Annotated in this window: 14 protein-coding genes; 3 read left to right on the forward strand and 11 right to left on the reverse strand. The window is 65.6% G+C overall.

Annotation, left to right across the window (positions count from 1 at the left end; translation table 11 throughout):
* Positions 1-55 precede the first annotated feature (55 nt).
* The 6 genes from AC1RQK_RS22680 to AC1RQK_RS22705 all read right to left on the reverse strand — a co-directional run bounded on the left by AC1RQK_RS22680 (position 56) and on the right by AC1RQK_RS22705 (position 5232).
* Positions 56-430 carry a DUF2946 domain-containing protein gene (locus tag AC1RQK_RS22680; RefSeq protein WP_492811287.1) on the reverse strand — a complete coding sequence of 125 codons (375 nt, stop codon included), beginning with the start codon at positions 428-430 and terminating at the stop codon, positions 56-58.
* Between the two features lie 299 nt (positions 431-729).
* Positions 730-1182, reverse strand: coding sequence for a hypothetical protein (locus AC1RQK_RS22685; protein ID WP_492811289.1), 453 nt, complete (start codon positions 1180-1182; stop codon positions 730-732).
* Positions 1183-1674: 492 nt separating this feature from the next.
* Complete coding sequence (locus AC1RQK_RS22690; protein ID WP_492811291.1) at positions 1675-2484, reverse strand: YbaY family lipoprotein; 810 nt, start codon at positions 2482-2484, stop codon at positions 1675-1677.
* Positions 2485-2553: 69 nt separating this feature from the next.
* Positions 2554-3147 carry a thioredoxin domain-containing protein gene (locus AC1RQK_RS22695; protein WP_492372186.1) on the reverse strand — a complete coding sequence of 198 codons (594 nt, stop codon included), beginning with the start codon at positions 3145-3147 and terminating at the stop codon, positions 2554-2556.
* 38 nt (positions 3148-3185) lie between these two features.
* Entirely contained in the window at positions 3186-3731 is a 546-nt protein-coding gene (locus tag AC1RQK_RS22700) for a DUF1697 domain-containing protein (protein WP_492372185.1), read from the reverse strand.
* Positions 3732-3837: 106 nt separating this feature from the next.
* Positions 3838-5232: an aminotransferase-like domain-containing protein gene (locus tag AC1RQK_RS22705; protein WP_492811294.1), complete on the reverse strand. Its 1395-nt coding sequence runs from the start codon at positions 5230-5232 to the stop codon at positions 3838-3840.
* Positions 5233-5325: 93 nt separating this feature from the next.
* On the opposite strand from AC1RQK_RS22705, the gene AC1RQK_RS22710 reads away from it, so the two are divergent.
* Positions 5326-6525 (forward strand): MFS transporter, encoded by a 1200-nt coding sequence (locus AC1RQK_RS22710; protein ID WP_492811296.1) that lies wholly within the window; start codon positions 5326-5328, stop codon positions 6523-6525.
* Between the two features lie 151 nt (positions 6526-6676).
* On the opposite strand, the gene AC1RQK_RS22715 is transcribed toward AC1RQK_RS22710, so the two are convergent.
* The 5 genes from AC1RQK_RS22715 to AC1RQK_RS22735 all read right to left on the reverse strand — a co-directional run bounded on the left by AC1RQK_RS22715 (position 6677) and on the right by AC1RQK_RS22735 (position 13543).
* The gene (locus AC1RQK_RS22715) at positions 6677-8077 is read right to left on the reverse strand and encodes an FAD-binding oxidoreductase (protein WP_492372278.1); all 1401 of its coding nucleotides are present in this window, start codon (positions 8075-8077) and stop codon (positions 6677-6679) included.
* A gap of 112 nt (positions 8078-8189) precedes the next feature.
* Positions 8190-8993 (reverse strand): 4-hydroxy-2-oxoheptanedioate aldolase, encoded by an 804-nt coding sequence (gene hpaI / locus AC1RQK_RS22720; RefSeq protein WP_492811298.1) that lies wholly within the window; start codon positions 8991-8993, stop codon positions 8190-8192.
* A 46-nt stretch (positions 8994-9039) separates the two neighbouring features.
* Complete coding sequence (locus tag AC1RQK_RS22725; protein WP_492387160.1) at positions 9040-10524, reverse strand: NAD-dependent succinate-semialdehyde dehydrogenase; 1485 nt, start codon at positions 10522-10524, stop codon at positions 9040-9042.
* Positions 10525-10990: 466 nt separating this feature from the next.
* Positions 10991-12514 carry a UxaA family hydrolase gene (locus AC1RQK_RS22730; protein ID WP_492811301.1) on the reverse strand — a complete coding sequence of 508 codons (1524 nt, stop codon included), beginning with the start codon at positions 12512-12514 and terminating at the stop codon, positions 10991-10993.
* Positions 12515-12520: 6 nt separating this feature from the next.
* Positions 12521-13543: a tripartite tricarboxylate transporter substrate binding protein gene (locus AC1RQK_RS22735; protein ID WP_492811303.1), complete on the reverse strand. Its 1023-nt coding sequence runs from the start codon at positions 13541-13543 to the stop codon at positions 12521-12523.
* Positions 13544-13689: 146 nt separating this feature from the next.
* Here AC1RQK_RS22735 and AC1RQK_RS22740 point away from each other — a divergent pair, with 146 nt between their 5' ends.
* On the forward strand, positions 13690-14676 hold the full coding sequence (locus AC1RQK_RS22740; protein WP_492811305.1) for a LysR substrate-binding domain-containing protein: 987 nt from the start codon (positions 13690-13692) through the stop codon (positions 14674-14676).
* 332 nt (positions 14677-15008) lie between these two features.
* Positions 15009-16862: an allophanate hydrolase gene (gene atzF, locus AC1RQK_RS22745; RefSeq protein ID WP_492811307.1), complete on the forward strand. Its 1854-nt coding sequence runs from the start codon at positions 15009-15011 to the stop codon at positions 16860-16862.
* The last annotated feature ends 9 nt before the right edge of the window (positions 16863-16871 follow it).

Genomic DNA, 16871 nt, shown 5'->3' on the forward strand with positions numbered 1-16871 from the left:
CGCCCGTGCGCAGGTGCGCGCGGACGCCACGATCACGCCAAAGGGCGTGCGTTGCTTACAGACTGGATTGAGGCAGGGCCGGAGGGTCCCTGGGGCGTCCTGAAGGAAAAGCCCCGAGTGGCGTGAAGCGGGTGACCAGCACGTGCGACGTGGCGACCACCAGCAGCGGGATCGCCGACAGCGCCGCAGGCGCTAGGGTAGGCAGCGGCACATGGTCCGCCAGCAGATCGCAATAGCCGCAGGTGTTCAGCGAGCTGCCCGGCATGTCATGCGGCGCATCGCCCGGGTGGGCGGCCGAGCAGATGACGGCTGCGGGATCGCTGGCCTGGGCCGCGGCCACAAACTGGCTGACTGCCGGCGCAAGCACGATGAGCCACATGGCGATCAGGCCAAGCCATGCGGTCAAGCGGATGCGGCGGATAAGCGTCATTGTTAGTTGCGAGCGGGCGCGGCGCAGTCTACCCCAGCCAAGGCGAGGTGCGATCAGGCAGGCTGCGCGTCATTTTGACACAGGCGCAACCGAGAAATGCGCGGCGGGCACGGGAGATTGGCGCGGTTCCCCTCAGAAGTGGCGCGATTGTGGCGCGATAACCGAAGCCGCGCCACTCTGGGTATCCGCGCCATTCCGACGCTCAACAGCAAAGAGGTTGTGTTAGTGCGCCTGATACGGCATTTCTACTGTGAGCTCGCGTAGCAGATATGCGGCTTCCAAACAGCAGGTCCTGGCGCTCACGGAGTCAGGCACATCCGCGCAAACTCTCTGCAATCGTCGTTCGCGGCGGGATGCCGCAGCACCGCGTCAAGCGCATCCAGGAAGGCCGCAACGGTTGGGCCGCCTTGCTCCTCTCGCTCAGCTTCGTCCATGCGCATCATGCGGTCCAGGAGCGCTACCACTTGCGTGCTCGGCTGCCGCTTTAATGACGCCAGCAACTGCGCCGCATAGGCGCCGACGGGCTGGCGCTCAATCAGCGACCCGAAGGGGCCAGGACCACCATAATCCAGCTCGGGATACTTTTCGATCAGGGCCAATATGCGCGCCAGGACATCTTGATAGTCTTGGCTTTCTAGCGCATCCAGGTGTTCGTAGATGCGATCGATCACAATCCATTTGTCACCCTGTGCGCGGGCCTCTGCGGCCGCCTTGTCGAGGTTGGAAAAAATTGAATCGGAATCTGGATTCATCGTCACGCTCCGGAGTAATAGGTAAATAGGTAAGAAGTCGGAAAGCCGGTCAGAAAAGCCGATTTGAGTGAGGCCTGAGCGCTACCGCCCACGGCGGCAATCCGTCGATCGGGTTGACGGGTTGACGGGCGATGCGACCCAGCACGTGGCGTGGTGGCACGCGACGGAAGCTGCACTTTACCCGTGACCTGTGTGGCTTGTCTGCAAAAAGTGGCGCTTTCTTGATGGTTCTCGGCGGGGGCAACCAGTGGCTAGCGCGCTGACCGCGCGGCCAGTCCCGTGCGATCCGCGACCGCTGACAGGCGCCGGTCGCGCAGCGCCCCCAGCACCAGATGATGCGAATTGACGTGCATCACGGCTTGCGGTCAGGCCTGTATCCGCTGTGAGGTGGCCGCAGTCACCTGCGCCCAAGCCAGGCCTGGACTTCAGCCTGGGCCGTGCATGACAACACTCAAGCGAGCAGCTGCCCCCCTTAGATGGACAGCCTCTCTTCTACCGCAGCGCTACAGCCTCGAAGCTCGCCACCACGGCATTGCCGGTGCCGAGCAGGTCGAGCTGGCGGCCCGCAATGCGGTAGCGCCGTACCGTTTCCAGAGCGTGCAGGAACTGCGTTTCCTGGGCCATGCCCTGCGCGCAGGCCATCATGGTGCCCGCCAGGCCTTTGAAGTGAAGCTGGTCGCCATCGGCTTCATAGCCGCCCATCAGGCTGTTACAGCCGCCATTGCCAGACAGCCGCGCGTCGTTCGTGGCGAGGATCAGGTGCGGTTCGCGCTGGTGCTCCGCCACGCTGACCGGCGCATCGCCCAGCCGCGTGAGCTTCCAGTAGGTCCCCCGCAACGGGCTGTCAGGCACCTGGGCTGTTGGCTTTCCCGATGGCTTCCCCTCGCCCCTGGAAGCCGATACCAGCTGCAACTGGAGCGGCGCGTTGTTGCCGCCCAGTGCCGGGACATGCGTGTCGGTGGTGAACAGCAAGCGGCCATGCTGCCGGATCACCGCCCGCACGGCGTAGCGATGGCCAGGCTCGATCGCCTGGTCCTGGTAGGCAACCCCGAAATGGAAGGGCGGCTGGCCCGCCGGATCCAGCGTGGACCGGCCGATAACCAGGGCTGGCGCGCCGGCGCGCGACACATCTTGCAGCGTGACTTCGAACACGGCATCGGGAGGCAGCGCGATACGCTCACGATAAGTCGCCGTGCCCGTCACGATACCGGCCAGCGCAGGTAACGCCAGGGTGGCAGCGAATGCGGCAAGGGTTTGGCGTACGGGGTGCTTCCACATGGTCTTGTCTGTTCTCAGGTTCATTGGGTGGAATCGTGAAGCGTTCATGCCATCACGATCAGGTAGTTTGCCAGGTTGGGAAACAACGGCTGACTATATGCCCAGCCGCTCTTTGAGTGCATCGGTAGTCAGCGCTCCCGAAAACGTCAACATCTCGCCCCCAGGGCCCTGATATACGGCAAACGGCACGCTGTCCAGATTCAAACGTAGAAAGTACTCGGTGTTGGCCTTGACCTGGCTCACGGCATTTTCCGGGGTCTGTGCGGCGGAGACCTCAAGCCCACCCTTGCGCGCATCGAGCAAGGCTTCATGATTGTCCATTTCCCTGACGGCGTTCTGGCTACCGAGCAGGTAGGCGCTCTGCAGCGCGGATTTTTCCGGGGTCAGCAGTCCGACCGGGATCCAGATGAAATGCGCGGACGACAGCAGTGGCTTCGCTGCCTTCCAGAGCTCACCGCAATGGGGGCACTGCGGATCAAAGAAGATATAGATCTTCCTGGCGCTGAGCACATTGCCGGCATTGAAACCGTGCGTGTTGCTTGCCACGGACTCGATCGACAGCGTGACAGCCGGCTGCTGGGCAACGCTGGACGGCGCGGGATTCGCGTCGACTTTGGCTTTCTCTCCGCAACCATGAATCTGGACGATGAGCGCTGCGCAGATCGGCAGCAGTAGTGTTCTTTTCATATGGAGATCGTTTCAAAGAAAATTCAGCGGGAAAGCCGTCAGCCAATAGCACCGAGCGCAATGAGCTTCGAGATCGTATTGAAATTACGCGTCGTCGCGGCCACCTTGAGCTTTCTCTCGATGAAATTGTTGTTGGCCTTCAGGTCACTGTATTTCGTGGCGCACAACACATACGCCATGTCGCCGACCACTTGTACCTGGTCTGGCGCATGTCCAAGCGCATGGAACGCTTCGAGCAACGCATCTTCAGGCCCGGCTGACAGCAGCGTGAAATAGAGCTTGGCGGGATCGGCGCCCTTGAACGGGTTGTTCTCCATCGCTTTGTTGAAGTACGGCGCCGACCTTGCCAGGACCTTGATATCGCCACCAAACCGTTCCTTGATGACATCGTGAACCAGGTCCTCGATGGCGGACTGGCTCAGGTTCGTGGAAGCAATGACGTTGCCACTCTGGATGTAGGTTCTCACGTTGCCGAGCCCCGCTTCTTCCAGCGCAGCGCGCAGCGGTGCCATGAGCACCTTGTTCTTTCCCGTCGGCGTTACACCGCGCAACAGAATGATCTTGTCTTCATGGTTCGACGCCATCGTGAATGTCTCGGCTGCTAAACGGCAAGTATAGACTGCGTCGCTTCTATGTAGGAGCCGACCATAGTGGCCCGGCTGACTGAGCTCTATCACATCGAGGCCCGCGTCAAGGGCTGGGGCGTACGTTCCTGGCCGTCTGCAACGCGTCACGCTGGCGTGGTCCGTTCAACGTCTGCGCCACGGCCAGGAGCCCGGCTTCCAGTTGCCGGATTGTGGCAGGCGCCGCCATGGCGATTCTTATCGTACGGCTTGCCGACACATCAGGCGCGGCAAAGGCGGCCAGGGGGGTGATTGTCACGCCTTGCCGTGCCAACGCGACGACGAGGTCATCGGGTCTCCAGTGTTTCGGCAGGTCGAGCAAAAGATGAAAGCTGGTGTGGTGCGCCTTGATGGGCCACGCCCCGAGGATGCGCCGCGCGAGGTCTTGCCGCAAGCGCGCCTCGTCGCGCTTCGCCACGATCCAGTGCGCCAGCGTGCCATCCCGCATCCATGCGGTGGCCAGTGAGGCCGTCATGGCGCTTGCGGACCACAACGTGGCGCGAAGTCCCTCATGGAGCCGTTCCCTGAGCCGTTCGGGTGCGACAATATAGCCCACTCGCAAGCCTGGGGCCGCGCTCTTCGACAGGCTGTGAATTTCGATTACGCAATCTGGCGCCAGGCTGCGCAGCGTTGGCGGAGGCGAAGCCTCGAGAAAGCCGTACACGCTGTCATCGACCAGTAGCAAGTCGTGGCGACGCGCGACCTCGATCAAGGCGAGCCTGCGCTCGAGCGGCATCACGCTCCCGGTGGGATTGTGAACCGTGGGCATCGTGTAGACGATGCGTACCCGGCCTGCATGCTTGCGGCAAACCGCATCGAGGGACTCCGGCACGATGCCGTCGTCGTCGATTGGTACGCCGACCAAGGGGATGCCCAACAGTTTTGCCGCGCTCTTGAAACCGGGGTAGGTCAGGGATTCCACGGCAACCAGATCACGCCGCGTGACAAGGCTTGCGAGAATGACACTCAGGGCGTGCTGGCTGCCGCCACAGACCATGATGCCCGCGGCATCGATTGGCGCGCTGGCGGTGGAGAACCACTTTGCCGCCATCTCCCTGTCTTCGCGACGCCCCGGATGCGGGTGATAGTCCAGCAGGGTCGACAGGTCCCCCTTGTCGGAGAGATGGCGAAGCGCATGACGCAACTGTGCGGCCTGCTCAGGCAGGACCGGATAGTTGAATGCCAGGTCGATCAGGCCGGGCTCGCGTTCGCTGATTTGAGAGAACTCGGCAGCGGCCTGTGTCTCTTGTGCGCGGACAAAGGTACCCCGCCCAACTTCGCCAATCGCCAGTCCGCGGTCAATGAGTTCCCGATAAACGCGGGCGGCAGTCGCGGCGGCGATGCCATGCTCATCCGCGTAATCGCGATGCGCCATCAACCGGCTGCCCGCTTCGAGCGTGCCGTCCTGTATCAGCGACGCAAGTCTTTCAACGTGTTCCAGGTATCGCGCAGGGGCAGCCATCGTTTCTTGGATTGATATTAGTGCAATGAAATTATTGCACTAATATCCCCGAGGGCCAATACTAAGCTCCCTCGATCCCTTGCCCACGAATCCATGCTTGATCCCCTGGTCCGTTCCACTGCGAAGGCGGGCCCATGGCCCGTCCGGGTGGTGGCCCTGACGCTGTTCCTGATTACCGGTGCGGTGAATCTGCAGGCGCCGCTTTACACGACTTACGCACGGGCAAGCCAGATGGGCGCGGGGGCGCAGACGCTTGCCTTCGCTTGTTACGTGGCCGGATTGGTGCCCACGCTGGTTTTCCTTGGCGGGCTATCGGATCGCGTAGGGCGAAAATTGCCTTTGATCGGCGCGCTGCTGCTGACATCCGCAGCAACCGCGTTGCCGATGATGTGGCCCCGGCTGGAGGCGCTAGCAGCGGCACGCGGATTGTGCGGCATCGCGACCGGGCTGATGGCCGGAAGCGGCACGCAGTTCCTTGTCGAACTGATCGGGCCTCGGCCAGCGGCGGCTGCGCGGGCCGCGCGCATCGTTGCGGCGGCCACCTCGCTGGGCTTCGGCTGCGGCGCGCTGGCGACCGGCCTCTGTCTCTTGGCGGTGCCGTCTCAACAGACCCCCGCGACCTACGGTGCTTACATATTTTGCGCCGCTTGCGGGGTGGTTTTGCTCGCCATGATCCGGGAGCCATCGTTCCCGCGGTCGTCGGCGTGGCTTCGCATGCCCGTTTTTCCCAGGCAGACGCTCATCTATAGCATTGCGATCCTCATTGCCTGGTCGGCCGTCGGGATGGTGATCGCTCTGGTCCCGGTGGCGCTCGCCGCGCATGGGCACGATGCGTGGACGGGGTTCTCCACGTTCTTCGTGATTTCAACCGGACTCGTTGTCCAGCCTGTGGCGCGCAAGCTATCGCCTCCGCGGTCGTTGCGCCTGGGCATGCTGCTCGTACCCTGCGGCTTCACCGTATTGATCGTGGGCGTCGTCTTCTCGTCGTTGCCGTTGCTGCTGTCAGGCGCGATGCTCGCGAGCGCGGCTTGCTACGGCTTTACCTATCTCGCAGGCCTCGCCGCGAATTCAACCTGTTCAACCGACGCCAACCGGGCTCGGGCAACGTCCGGCTATTTCCTCTTCGCGTATTTCGGATTCAGCGTGCCGGTCATCGCGAGCGGTGCGCTGGCGGATCGGGTCGGTGTGCATTCGGCGCTCTGGATCTTCGACGGCGCAATCATTGCGGCGACCGTTTTGCTCGCGCTGTCCATGGCGCTGCGATCGTCTATCAGGAGATATCGGACGATTTAGTCCGGTTTCCCAACGACAGCCTGTAATTCGGAATTACCTGCGCATGGTGAGAAACCAATAACCACCGGCTTCCGTTTTTTTCAAAGGCAGGAACCGGCGGATTATCAGTGAGAATGTTCCGCATTGATAGGCCGCCGGAGCCCGCTTTCCGTCAGTCCAGCCTTGGCAGCATCTTGGCGGGATTGAGCAGGTTCTTCGGATCCAGTGCCCGCTTGACCTGCCACATCAGTTCCAGCTCCACGGGTGATTTGTAGCGCTTCAGGTCGTCGCGCTTGGCCACGCCAATACCATGCTCGGCGGAGATCGAGCCGTTCTCCGCGTGGGCCAGGGTGTCCACCGCCTCGGAGATCGGTGCGTACCACTGGCCGAGGAAGTCCGCGGCGCTGCGGTCCTTGGGGCGCAGCGGGTTGAAGTGCACGTTGCCGTCGCCCATATGGCCGTAGATCACCATGCGCGCGGCGGGCTCCAGTGCCAGCACCTTGGCCGAGGCGTCGCCGATAAACGCGGCGATGCGCGACAACGGCACCGACACGTCGCACTTGATGCTGCCGCCGGTACGGGTCTGCGCGTCCGAGATTTCCTCGCGGATGCGCCAGAAGCGCTGGGCGTCGGCCAGGCTGGCGGCCACCGCGGCGTCCAGCACCAGTTCTTGCGCCAGCCCGGCTTCGAGGATTTCCATCAGCGTGGCATTGAGGCTTTCGTCGCTGCCGCCGGAGGTCAGCTCGATCAGCACCATCCAGTCGTGCCGCGCGGGCAGCGGCGAAGCCACGTCGCCCAGGTATTCGAGCACCAGCTCCAGCGCGGGCGCCGAGATCAGTTCGAACGCGGTGACGGCCTGGCCGCCATGCTGCTTGGCCACGCCGAGCAGGCGCACGGCGGCTTCGGGGCTTTGCACGGCCACGAAGGCCACGGCATTGGCGCGCGGCTGCGGCATCAGCTTGAGCACGGCCGCCGTGATGATGCCGAGCGTGCCTTCCGAGCCGACGAAGAGTTGCTTGAGGTCGTAGCCGGTGTTGTCCTTGCGCAGGCCGCGCAGCGACGAGTAGATGCGGCCATCGGGCAGCACGGCCTCGATGCCCAGCACCAGGTCGCGCATATTGCCGTAGCGCAGCACGGCGGTGCCGCCTGCGTTGGTGGCCAGGTTGCCGCCAATCTGGCAGGAGCCTTCCGAGCCGATGCGCAGCGGGAACAGGCGCTGCTCCTGCTCGGCTGCGGTGCGGGCCGCGTTGAGCGTGACGCCGGCCTGCACCGTCATGGTGTCGTTGATGGTGTCCACGGCCAGCACGCGGTTCATGCGGCCCAGGCTGAGCAGCACCGCGGTGCCGCTGTCGTCGGGCACCGCGCCGCCCATCAGCGAGGTATTACCGCCTTGCGGCACCACCGGCACATCGTGCGCGTGGCACCAGGCCATGACCTGGCTGACCTGTTCGGTGGTGGATGGCATGACCACCACCTGGGCTTTGCCGCGATAGATGCGGCGGTAATCCGTGACGTAGGACTCGGTGTCGGCGTCGCCGCTCAGGCAGGCGCCGGCGCCGACGATGGCTTGCATCGCGGCCAGGGTGGCGCTGGTGGCGCTGGTGTCAGGGGCGGTGTGGGAATCAGTCGGCATGTTGGCGTGCTTTGTCGTGTTCTGTCGTGTTCTGTGATTGCGGTGGCGGGCATCAGTATGCGGCAGATGGCCCTGCCGCGGGCGCGGCGCCGGTGCCGATGAAGTCCGCGGCCAGCCGGCGTGCCGCGCCGGCATAGAGCAGCACATCCACGCCTGTCGCCACGAAGGTGCAGCCCAGATCCAGGTAGCGGCGCGCCAGCTTGGGGTCGGAGCTCAGCGTGCCCGCGGCCTTGCCGCTGGCGGCGATGGTGCGCATGGCGCCTTCGATGGCGGCCTGCACCTCGGGGTGGCCCGGGTTGCCGCGATGGCCCATGGAGGCGGCCAGGTCGGCGGGGCCGATAAAGACACCGTCGACGCCGTCGACAGCGCAGATGGCATCCAGGTTCGCCAGGGCCTTCACGGTTTCGGCCTGCACCAGCAGGCAGATCTCATCGTCGGCCACATCCAGGTAATCGGCGCGTGCGCTCCATTGCGAGGCACGGCCCACGGCGCTGCCCACACCGCGGATGCCCTGCGGCGGGTAGCGGGTGGCGCATACCAGCGCGGCGGCTTGCTCGGCGGTATCCACCATCGGCACCAGCAGGTTCTTCGCGCCGATATCCAGCAACTGCTTGATCAGCGGGACTTCGCCGGCCACGCAGCGCACCACCGGTTGCGAGCGGTGCGGGGCGATCGCCTGCAGCGCATGTAGCGTACCGCGCAGGTCGTTGGGCGCGTGCTCGCCGTCGATCAGCAGCCAGTCGAAGCCGGCCGTGGCCGAGACTTCGGCGAGATAAGGCGATGCCATCGAGAGCCACAGGCCGATCTGGGGCCGGCTGGCCGCCAGCGCGGCCTTGAATGCGTTTTGTGCGGGCATGGTGTTCCGAAGAATGTCGTGGGCGTGGATGGGATGCCGCCGGGTCTTAGCCGAGCAGGCCCTGGCAAATATATTTGGTGTGCATGTAGTCGTCCAGCCCGTGGCGCGAGCCCTCGCGCCCGTAGCCGGATTCCTTGACGCCGCCGAAGGGCGCGGCCTCCGAGGCGATGGCCCCTTCATTGACGCCGACAATGCCCGTTTCCAGCGCCTGCGCCACGCGCCAGATGCGGCGCACGTCATTGGAGTAGAAGTAGGCGGCCAGGCCGAAGGGCGTGTCGTTGGCGTCGCGGATCACTTCGGCTTCATCGGTGAAGCGGAACACGGCGGCTACCGGGCCAAACGTTTCTTCGCACGACAGCGCCATTTGCGGCGTGGCGTTGGTGAGCACGGTGGGCGCGTAGTAGTGCGGGCCGTCTGCCAGGCGCACGCGTTCGCCGCCGGTCATCACCACGGCGCCCTTGGCGACGGCATCTTCGACATGGCGGGCGATCTTTTCCACGGCGCGCGCGTTGATCATGGGGCCGATCTGCGACGCGTCCTCGGTGGCAGGCCCGACCTGCAGCGCGGCCACCCGCAGCGACAGGCGCGCGACGAAATGGTCGTGCACGCCAGCCTGTACATAGACGCGGTTCGGGCAGACGCAGGTCTGGCCCCCGTTGCGGAACTTGGAGGCCATCAGGCCATCGACGGCGGCATCGACGTCCGCGTCGTCGAACACGATGAACGGCGCATTGCCACCGAGCTCCAGCGACAGCTTCTTGAGCGTGCCGGCGGATTCGCGGGCCAGGTGCTTGCCCACCGGCGTGGAGCCGGTGAAGGTGATCTTGCGCACGCGGCTGTCGGCCAGCCAGGCATCGACCACGGCGGGGGTATTGGCGCGCGAGGCGGTGACGATGTTGAGCACACCGGCGGGCAGGCCGGCTTGCTGCGCCAGGTAGACCAGCGCCAGCGCGGTCAGCGGCGTGTCTTCCGCGGGCTTGGCTACCACGGTGCAGCCGGCGGCCAGCGCGGGCGCGATCTTGCGGGCGATCATGGCGAGCGGGAAGTTCCACGGCGTGATGGCGGCTACCACGCCAACCGGTTCCTTGAGCACCAGCATCTTGCGGCCGGGGACGGACTCGGCGACGATCTCGCCGCTGATGCGGGTGGCTTCCTCTGCGAACCACTCTACGTAGGAGGCGCCGTACAGCACTTCGCCGCGGGCCTCCTTGATGGGCTTGCCCTGTTCGGCGGAGATGATCTGGGCCAGGTCTTCCTGGTGTTCGAGGATCAGGGCGTGCCAGCGCTTGATGATCTGCGCGCGGTCGCGGGCGGTGCGGCGGCTCCAGGTTGGGAAAGCTGCGGCTGCGGCATCGGTTGCCTGGATGGCATCCTGGGCGTCGCTGTCGGGCACGCAGGCGAAGACGGTGTTGGTGGCAGGGTTGGTGACATCCAGGCGGTGGCCGGTGTGGGCGGCTGACCACGCTTGGCCGATTAGGTTGCCGGTGCGGAGCAGGGCTGGGTGGGTTAGGGGGAGTGGGGTGGATGGCATGGTTTTTGGGATATGGGGGGGTTGACTGCAACTGCAACTGCTTGAATTCAATGACAACTGCAACTGCAGTTTCACCACCCCTGCGGGGCGGCGACCTACTTTCTTGTCTTGCCAAGAAAGTAGGCAAAGAAGGCGCGCCGGATGGGGCGACACCCCCTCGGGCTTCGACGAAAAGAGCGGCCGGGACCCAAACTCGCATCGCCTTAGGGCGATACTCAGACATGGGTCCCTCGTTTCCGCTCTTTTCGCCGAATCCCGAGGCGCCCCATACGGCCTTGGCACACCTTGACGGCTCGCTTCGCATCGCGCGTGGGTGTTTCCCGCCCATTCGGGCGGGAAACACGGCTACACCAGTTGGTTGATCTTGCCGCTGGTTTGCTCCCCTCTCCCGCCTGCGGGAGGGGCGGGGGAGAGGGCGGGTGATCGCAATTTCGCAATGGTTCCAGGCTGCGAGGCTTTCTACTTTCTAACTGACAATCCCCAAGTGCCAAGGCACAAACTCGTTGTCCCCCAGCCCGAGTGCTTCGCTCTTGGTTGGCTGTCCCGAGGCCGCTTCCAGGATGTGCTCAAAAATCCGCTGGCCCATCTCGTCCACGGTCAATTCGCCGTCCAGCACCAGCCCGCAGTTGATGTCCATATCGCCTTCGAGCCGCGTGTACATCGGCGTATTGCTCGCTAGCTTGATGGTCGGCGCTGGCTTGGAGCCGAACATCGATCCGCGCCCGGTGGTGAAGCAGATCAGGTTGGCGCCGCTGGCGATCTGGCCGGTGGCGGCGACGGGGTCGTAGCCGGGGGAGTCCATGAAGACGAAGCCGGCTTGCTCGATGGGCTCGGCGTATTCATAGACGGCCTGCAGCGGCGTGGTGCCGCCTTTCATGGCGGAGCCGAGTGATTTTTCGAAGATGTTGGCGAGGCCGCCTTGCTGGTTGCCGTGGCCGACCACGCCGTTGAACTGGGCGTTCTGGCCGGCGGTGTAGCGCTCCCACCAGGCCAGGCGGTCCAGTAGTTTCTGGCCGACTTCCGGCGTGACGGCGCGGCGCGTGAGCATGTATTCCACGCCGTGGATCTCGGGGGTTTCCGACAGGATGGCGGTGCCGCCGTGGCGCACCAGGATGTCCATGGCCGCGCCGAGCGCCGGGTTGGCGCTGATGCCGGAGAAGCCGTCGGAGCCACCGCATTCCAGGCCGATCTTCAGGTGGCTGGCGGGCACGGGCTGGCGCGTGGCGGTATTGGCGCCGGGCAGCATTGCCTCGATGGCGCGGATGCCGGCCTGGATGGTGGCCGCCGTGCCGCCGCTGTCCTGCATGACCATGGTGCGCACGTGGCTGCCGGGCACCAGGCCTTGCGACTCCATCAGGCCCGCTACCTGGTTGCGCTCGCAGCCCAGGCCCACGATCAGCACGCCGGCCAGGTTGGGGTGGCGCGCATAGCCCGCCAGCGTGCGCCGCAGCACGTCGAAGTGCTCGCTGGGCGAGGACATGCCGCAGCCGCTGCTTTGCGCGAAGGCGGCCACGCCGTCCACATTGGGAAAGGCCGCCATGCGCTCGGGCGTGAAGTGGTCAGCGATATGCCGGATCACCGTGGCCGAGCAGTTCACCGACGACAAGATGCCGATGAAGTTGCGCGTGCCAACCCGGCCGTCGGGCCGCACGAACCCCATGAAGGTGGCGCGCTCGGCCTCGGGCACATAGTCCACCGGCCGCACGTCCTGGCAGAAACCCGGGTCGCGATAGAAATCCACCAGCGCCAGGTTGTGCGAATGCACATGATCACCGGCCTCGATGTCGCGCTCGGCCACGCCGATCACGGTGTCGAACTTGCGGATCCGGGTGCCCTTGGCAATGGCGCAGGCGGCAATCTTGTGCCCCGCGGGCACCTGGGCGCGCACGCGCAGCCCCAGTTCAGGCAGGTGCTGGCCAAGGCTCAGGGCGTCCCGGGCAATCAGGACGTTGTCGTTCGCATGCAGGCGGATCAGGGCGGCGGAGTTCACGTTGGGTCAGCCTTGTTGCAGCAGTTCTTTGAGCTTGAGGCGCTGGATCAGGTGGGTTTCCTGCTCGTACACCGTGCTGATGTAGCGCTTGTATTCCGGGCCGTCCAGGTACATCACCGGCGCGTCGATGCGGGCGGCGACCTGCTGGAATTCCTTGCTAGCCACGGCCTGGCGGAAGGCGTCGCGCAGCTTCTTTTCCACCGCCGGATCCAGGCCGACGGGCGCGCCGATGCCATTGGGCGCTTCCACCACCACGTTGTAGCCCAGTTCCTTGAGCGTCGGCGTGTCCTTGAAGCGCGGCGTGCGCTGGTCGCCCCAGGTGGCCAGCAGGCGCAGCTTGCCGGCTTCCACGTGGGGCGCCCACGAGCTGGAATCGGCCAGCAGGTCCACTTGCCCGGCGAGCACGTCCTGCAAGGCCTGCGCGCCGCCCTTGTAGGCGATGGCATTGAAGCGCACACCGGCGGCCTGCGCGAATTCTTCCATGCCCACGTGGGTGGCGCCGCCGATGCCGGCATGCGCATAGGTGAGCTTGCCCGGATGCGCCTTGGCCTCGGCCACGACGTCCTTGAGCGACTTGAAGCGCGAGTTCGCCGGCACCGCGATGCCGAAGGTCTGGCCGGAGGTGCGCGCCAGGTAGGTCAGCTCGCTGCGCGGGTCCAACTGCAGCATGCCAAGCTGCGAGAAGCGCGTCACCGAGATCGGCACCTGGCCGATGGTGTAGCCGTCCGGCTTGGCGCGGGCCAGTGCCTTGGTGCCGATCATGCCCGATGCGCCGGCGCGGTTTTCCACCACGATGGATTGCTTGAGTACGCCGGACGCCACCTGGCACAGCGCGCGCATGGACTGGTCGGCGGTGCCGCCAACGGGCCACGGGCAGATGAAGGTGATGGGCCGGTCCGGATAGTCGGCGGCACGTGCGAGGCCCGGCAGCAACAGGCCGGCACTGCCAGCCGTCGCAGCCGTGGCGGCAGCGGCGCCGCTGATGAGCAGGCGGCGCCGCCCGTGGTTGATGCCGTGGGGTGCGGTCATGTGTCGTCCTCGCAGGGTGTCGTTATTGGAGTCATGGGCTGGTGGCAACGTCCACCGGTCAGGCTGGATTGTGGCAAAGCCATTCATAACAATCCAATCAATCATCGGAATGGCTTCATAACCTTAAAGTTAAGTAGAATCGTGGCATGCCCCAGATCGACCGCGCCCTGCGCTCCAATATCAAGCTACGCCACCTGCAACTGGTGGTGGCGCTGGACGAGTTCCGCCATCTCGGCCATACCGCCGAGTTCCTCTCCGTCAGCCAGCCAGCCGTCTCCAAGATGCTCACCGAGGTGGAGAAGACGCTAGGCCTGACGCTCTTCACGCGCTCCACCCGCGGCACCGAGCCCACGCTGGCGGGCGCGTCGCTGGTGCGTTTTGCCCGCTCGGTGCTGGCGCAATATGAGCGCACGCGCGACGAGATCGCCGCGGAGGCCAGCGGCGCCGCCGGGCGCACCCGGGTGGGATCGATGGGCGCGGCCCTGCCGGTGCTGCTGGCGCAAGCCATAGGCCTGCTCAAGCAGCGCTCGGCCCAGGCCACCGTGCTGGTGGAGGAGGGCGACCTGCCCCACCTGCTGCCCAAGCTGCGCATCAGCGAACTGGACCTGATCGTGGGGCGGCTGGAGCCTGGCTACGCCGCCCCGGACCTCATCACCGAGCCGCTCTATAACGAGCCGATGGTGGCGGTGGTGCGCAGCGGCCACGCGCTGGCAAGCAAGCGTGCACCGGGCTGGGCGGACCTGGCCGGCATGCCTTGCGTGGTGCCGCCGCCATGGGCCTCGCTACGGGTCAAGATCGAGCAGGAGTTCTACCGCTTTGGGTTGCAGCCACCAACCGACCTGATCGAGTCGTCGTCCTACCTTGGCATCACCACCTTCGTCTCCCAGCTAGATGCCGTGGGCTTCCTGGCCAGGTCGGTGGGGCAGCAGTTCGAGCGGGAAGGCCGCTTCCATATCCTGCCCATGGACATAGCGCTGGAGCTGCCGCCAGTGGGCGTGATCACGCTGCGCGAGGGGCGGCCCACGCCCAGCAGCATCCAGCTGGTCGAATGCCTGCGGGCAGCGGCCGGGCAATTGGCCGCGCCGCCGGCCGGTGCGAAGAGGCCGGCGCGCGCGCCGCGGCGCACGAAATAGCCAGCCCGCCGCGATCAGCGCGGCCTGGCCAGCAGGTACTTCGCCAGCGCGTGAAACGCCGGGATAAACCAAGCGCTAGCGGAGCCGGCCCACGACGCACCACATTGCGGCTCGGTCGTTCCCACAGGCACTGTTTAGGTCCACGCAAGCCGCCCCATGGTGCGGCTTGCGCGGGTGCCCTGCATGCGTATTCGGCCCGCGAAGGCGCCCTGGTGACCAATCTCCCTGATATGTAAGAGGAACACATTTGAATACATTTTCCTTCTTACATGGCATGTCTCCTGCTTTGTTGGTCTGCAACGCCCTCATGTATACAACCTGGGATACAAGCGATGACCAGCAAGACGCCTCTGCGCCGATCCGCCGCCAGGCTTGGCAGTTGCCGAACGCTGCCTGACTGGCAACAGCTCTACAAGACGCGAGGCGCCTCGCCCGCGGACGCGCTGGCGCCGTTCCTGGACCTGGACGCAGCGGACCCGGCCTGGATCGCGCGGCTGGATGCGGCGCGGCTGCAGTCCCAGCTAGCTGCGCTGGCCGCGCGCGTTGAAGAAGCGGGCGGCAAGCTCGATGCGTTTCCCCTCTACGGCGTGCCGTTCGTGGTGAAAGACAACATCGACGTGGCAGGGTGGCCCACCACGGCGGCGTGTCCCGCGTTTGCGTATGTGGCCGAGCGCGATGCCGGCGCGGTGGCGCGGCTGCGCGCGGCCGGGGCCATTGTGGTGGCCAAGGCTAACCTGGATCAGTTCGCCACGGGCCTGGTGGGCGTGCGTTCGCCTTACGGCGCGGTGCCCAACACCTTCGATGCGGCATATGTCAGCGGTGGCTCCAGTTCGGGCTCGGCGTCTTCGGTGGCGCGCGGCTGGGTGCCGTTCTCACTCGGGACCGATACGGCGGGCTCGGGGCGCATTCCCGCGGCATTCAACAATATCGTGGGCCTCAAGCCGACCCGGGGCTGGCTCTCCAGCGCCGGCGTGGTGCCGGCCTGCCGCACGCTGGACTGCGTCTGCGTGTTTGCGCTGACGGTCGACGATGCCGCGCTGGTGGCGGAGATCGCCGGCGGCTTCGACCACGACGATCCTTACTCGCGCACCTATCCGCAGAGCGCGCCTGCCGCGCTGGCGCCATCGCCCGTGCTGGGCATTCCCGATGCGCCGGCATTCTTTGGCGATACGCAGGCGCAGGCCAGTTTCGAGCAAGCGCTGACGGACTTGCAGGCCATGGGCGCCAAGCTGGTGCCGATTGATTTTTCGCCATTCGCCGAGTTGGCCGCACTGCTCTACCAGGGGCCATGGGTGGCCGAACGCTTCCTGGCGGTGAGCCAGCTTCACGCCAGCCAGCCGGAAGCCATCGATCCGGTCGTTCGCGTGATCGTGGAGGAAGCGGGCCGCTATAGCGCGATGGACGCGTTCAGCGCCGAGTACCGGCGCGCGGCGCTGACCCGCGCTATCCACCTGGCGCTGGCAACGGTCGATGCGCTGGTGGTGCCGAGCGCGCCGTCGATCTATACGCTGGCCGCGGTGCAGGACGATCCGATCCGCCTGAACGCGCGGCTTGGCACCTATACCAACTTCGCCAACCTGGCTGACCTGTCGGCGCTGGCGCTGCCGGCCGGTGCGCGCGAGGACGGCCTGCCTGCCGGCATCACGCTGATTGCCCCGGCCTGGGCGGACCGCGCGTTGGCCCGCTTTGGCCGGCAGTGGCAGACGGCGCAAGCGTTGCCGCTGGGCGCCACCGGGCGGGCTTGTCCCGTTGGTGCGCAGCGCGCGACGCCGGTCACGCCGGGATCGGTGCGGCTGGCCGTGGTCGGCGCCCACCTTAGCGGCATGCCGCTTAACCATCAACTGCTCACGCGCCACGCGGCCTTTGTGGAGGCTTGCAACACGGCGCCGTGCTACCGGCTTTATGCGCTGGCGGACACGATCCCGCCCAAGCCCGGGCTGGTGCATATCGGCACAGGGCAGGGCGCGCCGATCGAAGTCGAGCTCTGGGATGTGCCACTGGCCAGCTTTGGCGCCTTCGTCGCGGAGATTCCCGCGCCCCTTGGCATCGGCAAGCTGCTGCTGGAAGACGGCCGGCAAGTTACCGGGTTCATCTGCGAACCCCGAGGCCTGGAAGGCGCCAGCGATATCACGGCATTTGGCGGCTGGCGCGCCTATCTCGCCAGCGCGGACGCCAACGCAACCTGACCCGGGAGC

The organism is Cupriavidus sp. GW822-FHT02D05 (assembly GCF_058802485.1).

What these genes read in the sequence shown, in the direction of transcription:
- AC1RQK_RS22680 (WP_492811287.1), bottom strand. Translation starts at nt 430, where the DNA reads ATGACGCTTATCCGCCGCATCCGCTTGACCGCATGGCTTGGCCTGATC.
- AC1RQK_RS22685 (WP_492811289.1), bottom strand. Translation starts at nt 1,182, where the DNA reads ATGAATCCAGATTCCGATTCAATTTTTTCCAACCTCGACAAGGCGGCC.
- AC1RQK_RS22690 (WP_492811291.1), bottom strand. Translation starts at nt 2,484, where the DNA reads ATGAACCTGAGAACAGACAAGACCATGTGGAAGCACCCCGTACGCCAA.
- AC1RQK_RS22695 (WP_492372186.1), bottom strand. Translation starts at nt 3,147, where the DNA reads ATGAAAAGAACACTACTGCTGCCGATCTGCGCAGCGCTCATCGTCCAG.
- AC1RQK_RS22700 (WP_492372185.1), bottom strand. Translation starts at nt 3,731, where the DNA reads ATGGCGTCGAACCATGAAGACAAGATCATTCTGTTGCGCGGTGTAACG.
- AC1RQK_RS22705 (WP_492811294.1), bottom strand. Translation starts at nt 5,232, where the DNA reads ATGGCTGCCCCTGCGCGATACCTGGAACACGTTGAAAGACTTGCGTCG.
- AC1RQK_RS22710 (WP_492811296.1), top strand. Translation starts at nt 5,326, where the DNA reads ATGCTTGATCCCCTGGTCCGTTCCACTGCGAAGGCGGGCCCATGGCCC.
- AC1RQK_RS22715 (WP_492372278.1), bottom strand. Translation starts at nt 8,077, where the DNA reads ATGCAAGCCATCGTCGGCGCCGGCGCCTGCCTGAGCGGCGACGCCGAC.
- hpaI (WP_492811298.1), bottom strand. Translation starts at nt 8,993, where the DNA reads ATGCCCGCACAAAACGCATTCAAGGCCGCGCTGGCGGCCAGCCGGCCC.
- AC1RQK_RS22725 (WP_492387160.1), bottom strand. Translation starts at nt 10,524, where the DNA reads ATGCCATCCACCCCACTCCCCCTAACCCACCCAGCCCTGCTCCGCACC.
- AC1RQK_RS22735 (WP_492811303.1), bottom strand. Translation starts at nt 13,543, where the DNA reads ATGACCGCACCCCACGGCATCAACCACGGGCGGCGCCGCCTGCTCATC.
- AC1RQK_RS22740 (WP_492811305.1), top strand. Translation starts at nt 13,690, where the DNA reads ATGCCCCAGATCGACCGCGCCCTGCGCTCCAATATCAAGCTACGCCAC.
- atzF (WP_492811307.1), top strand. Translation starts at nt 15,009, where the DNA reads ATGACCAGCAAGACGCCTCTGCGCCGATCCGCCGCCAGGCTTGGCAGT.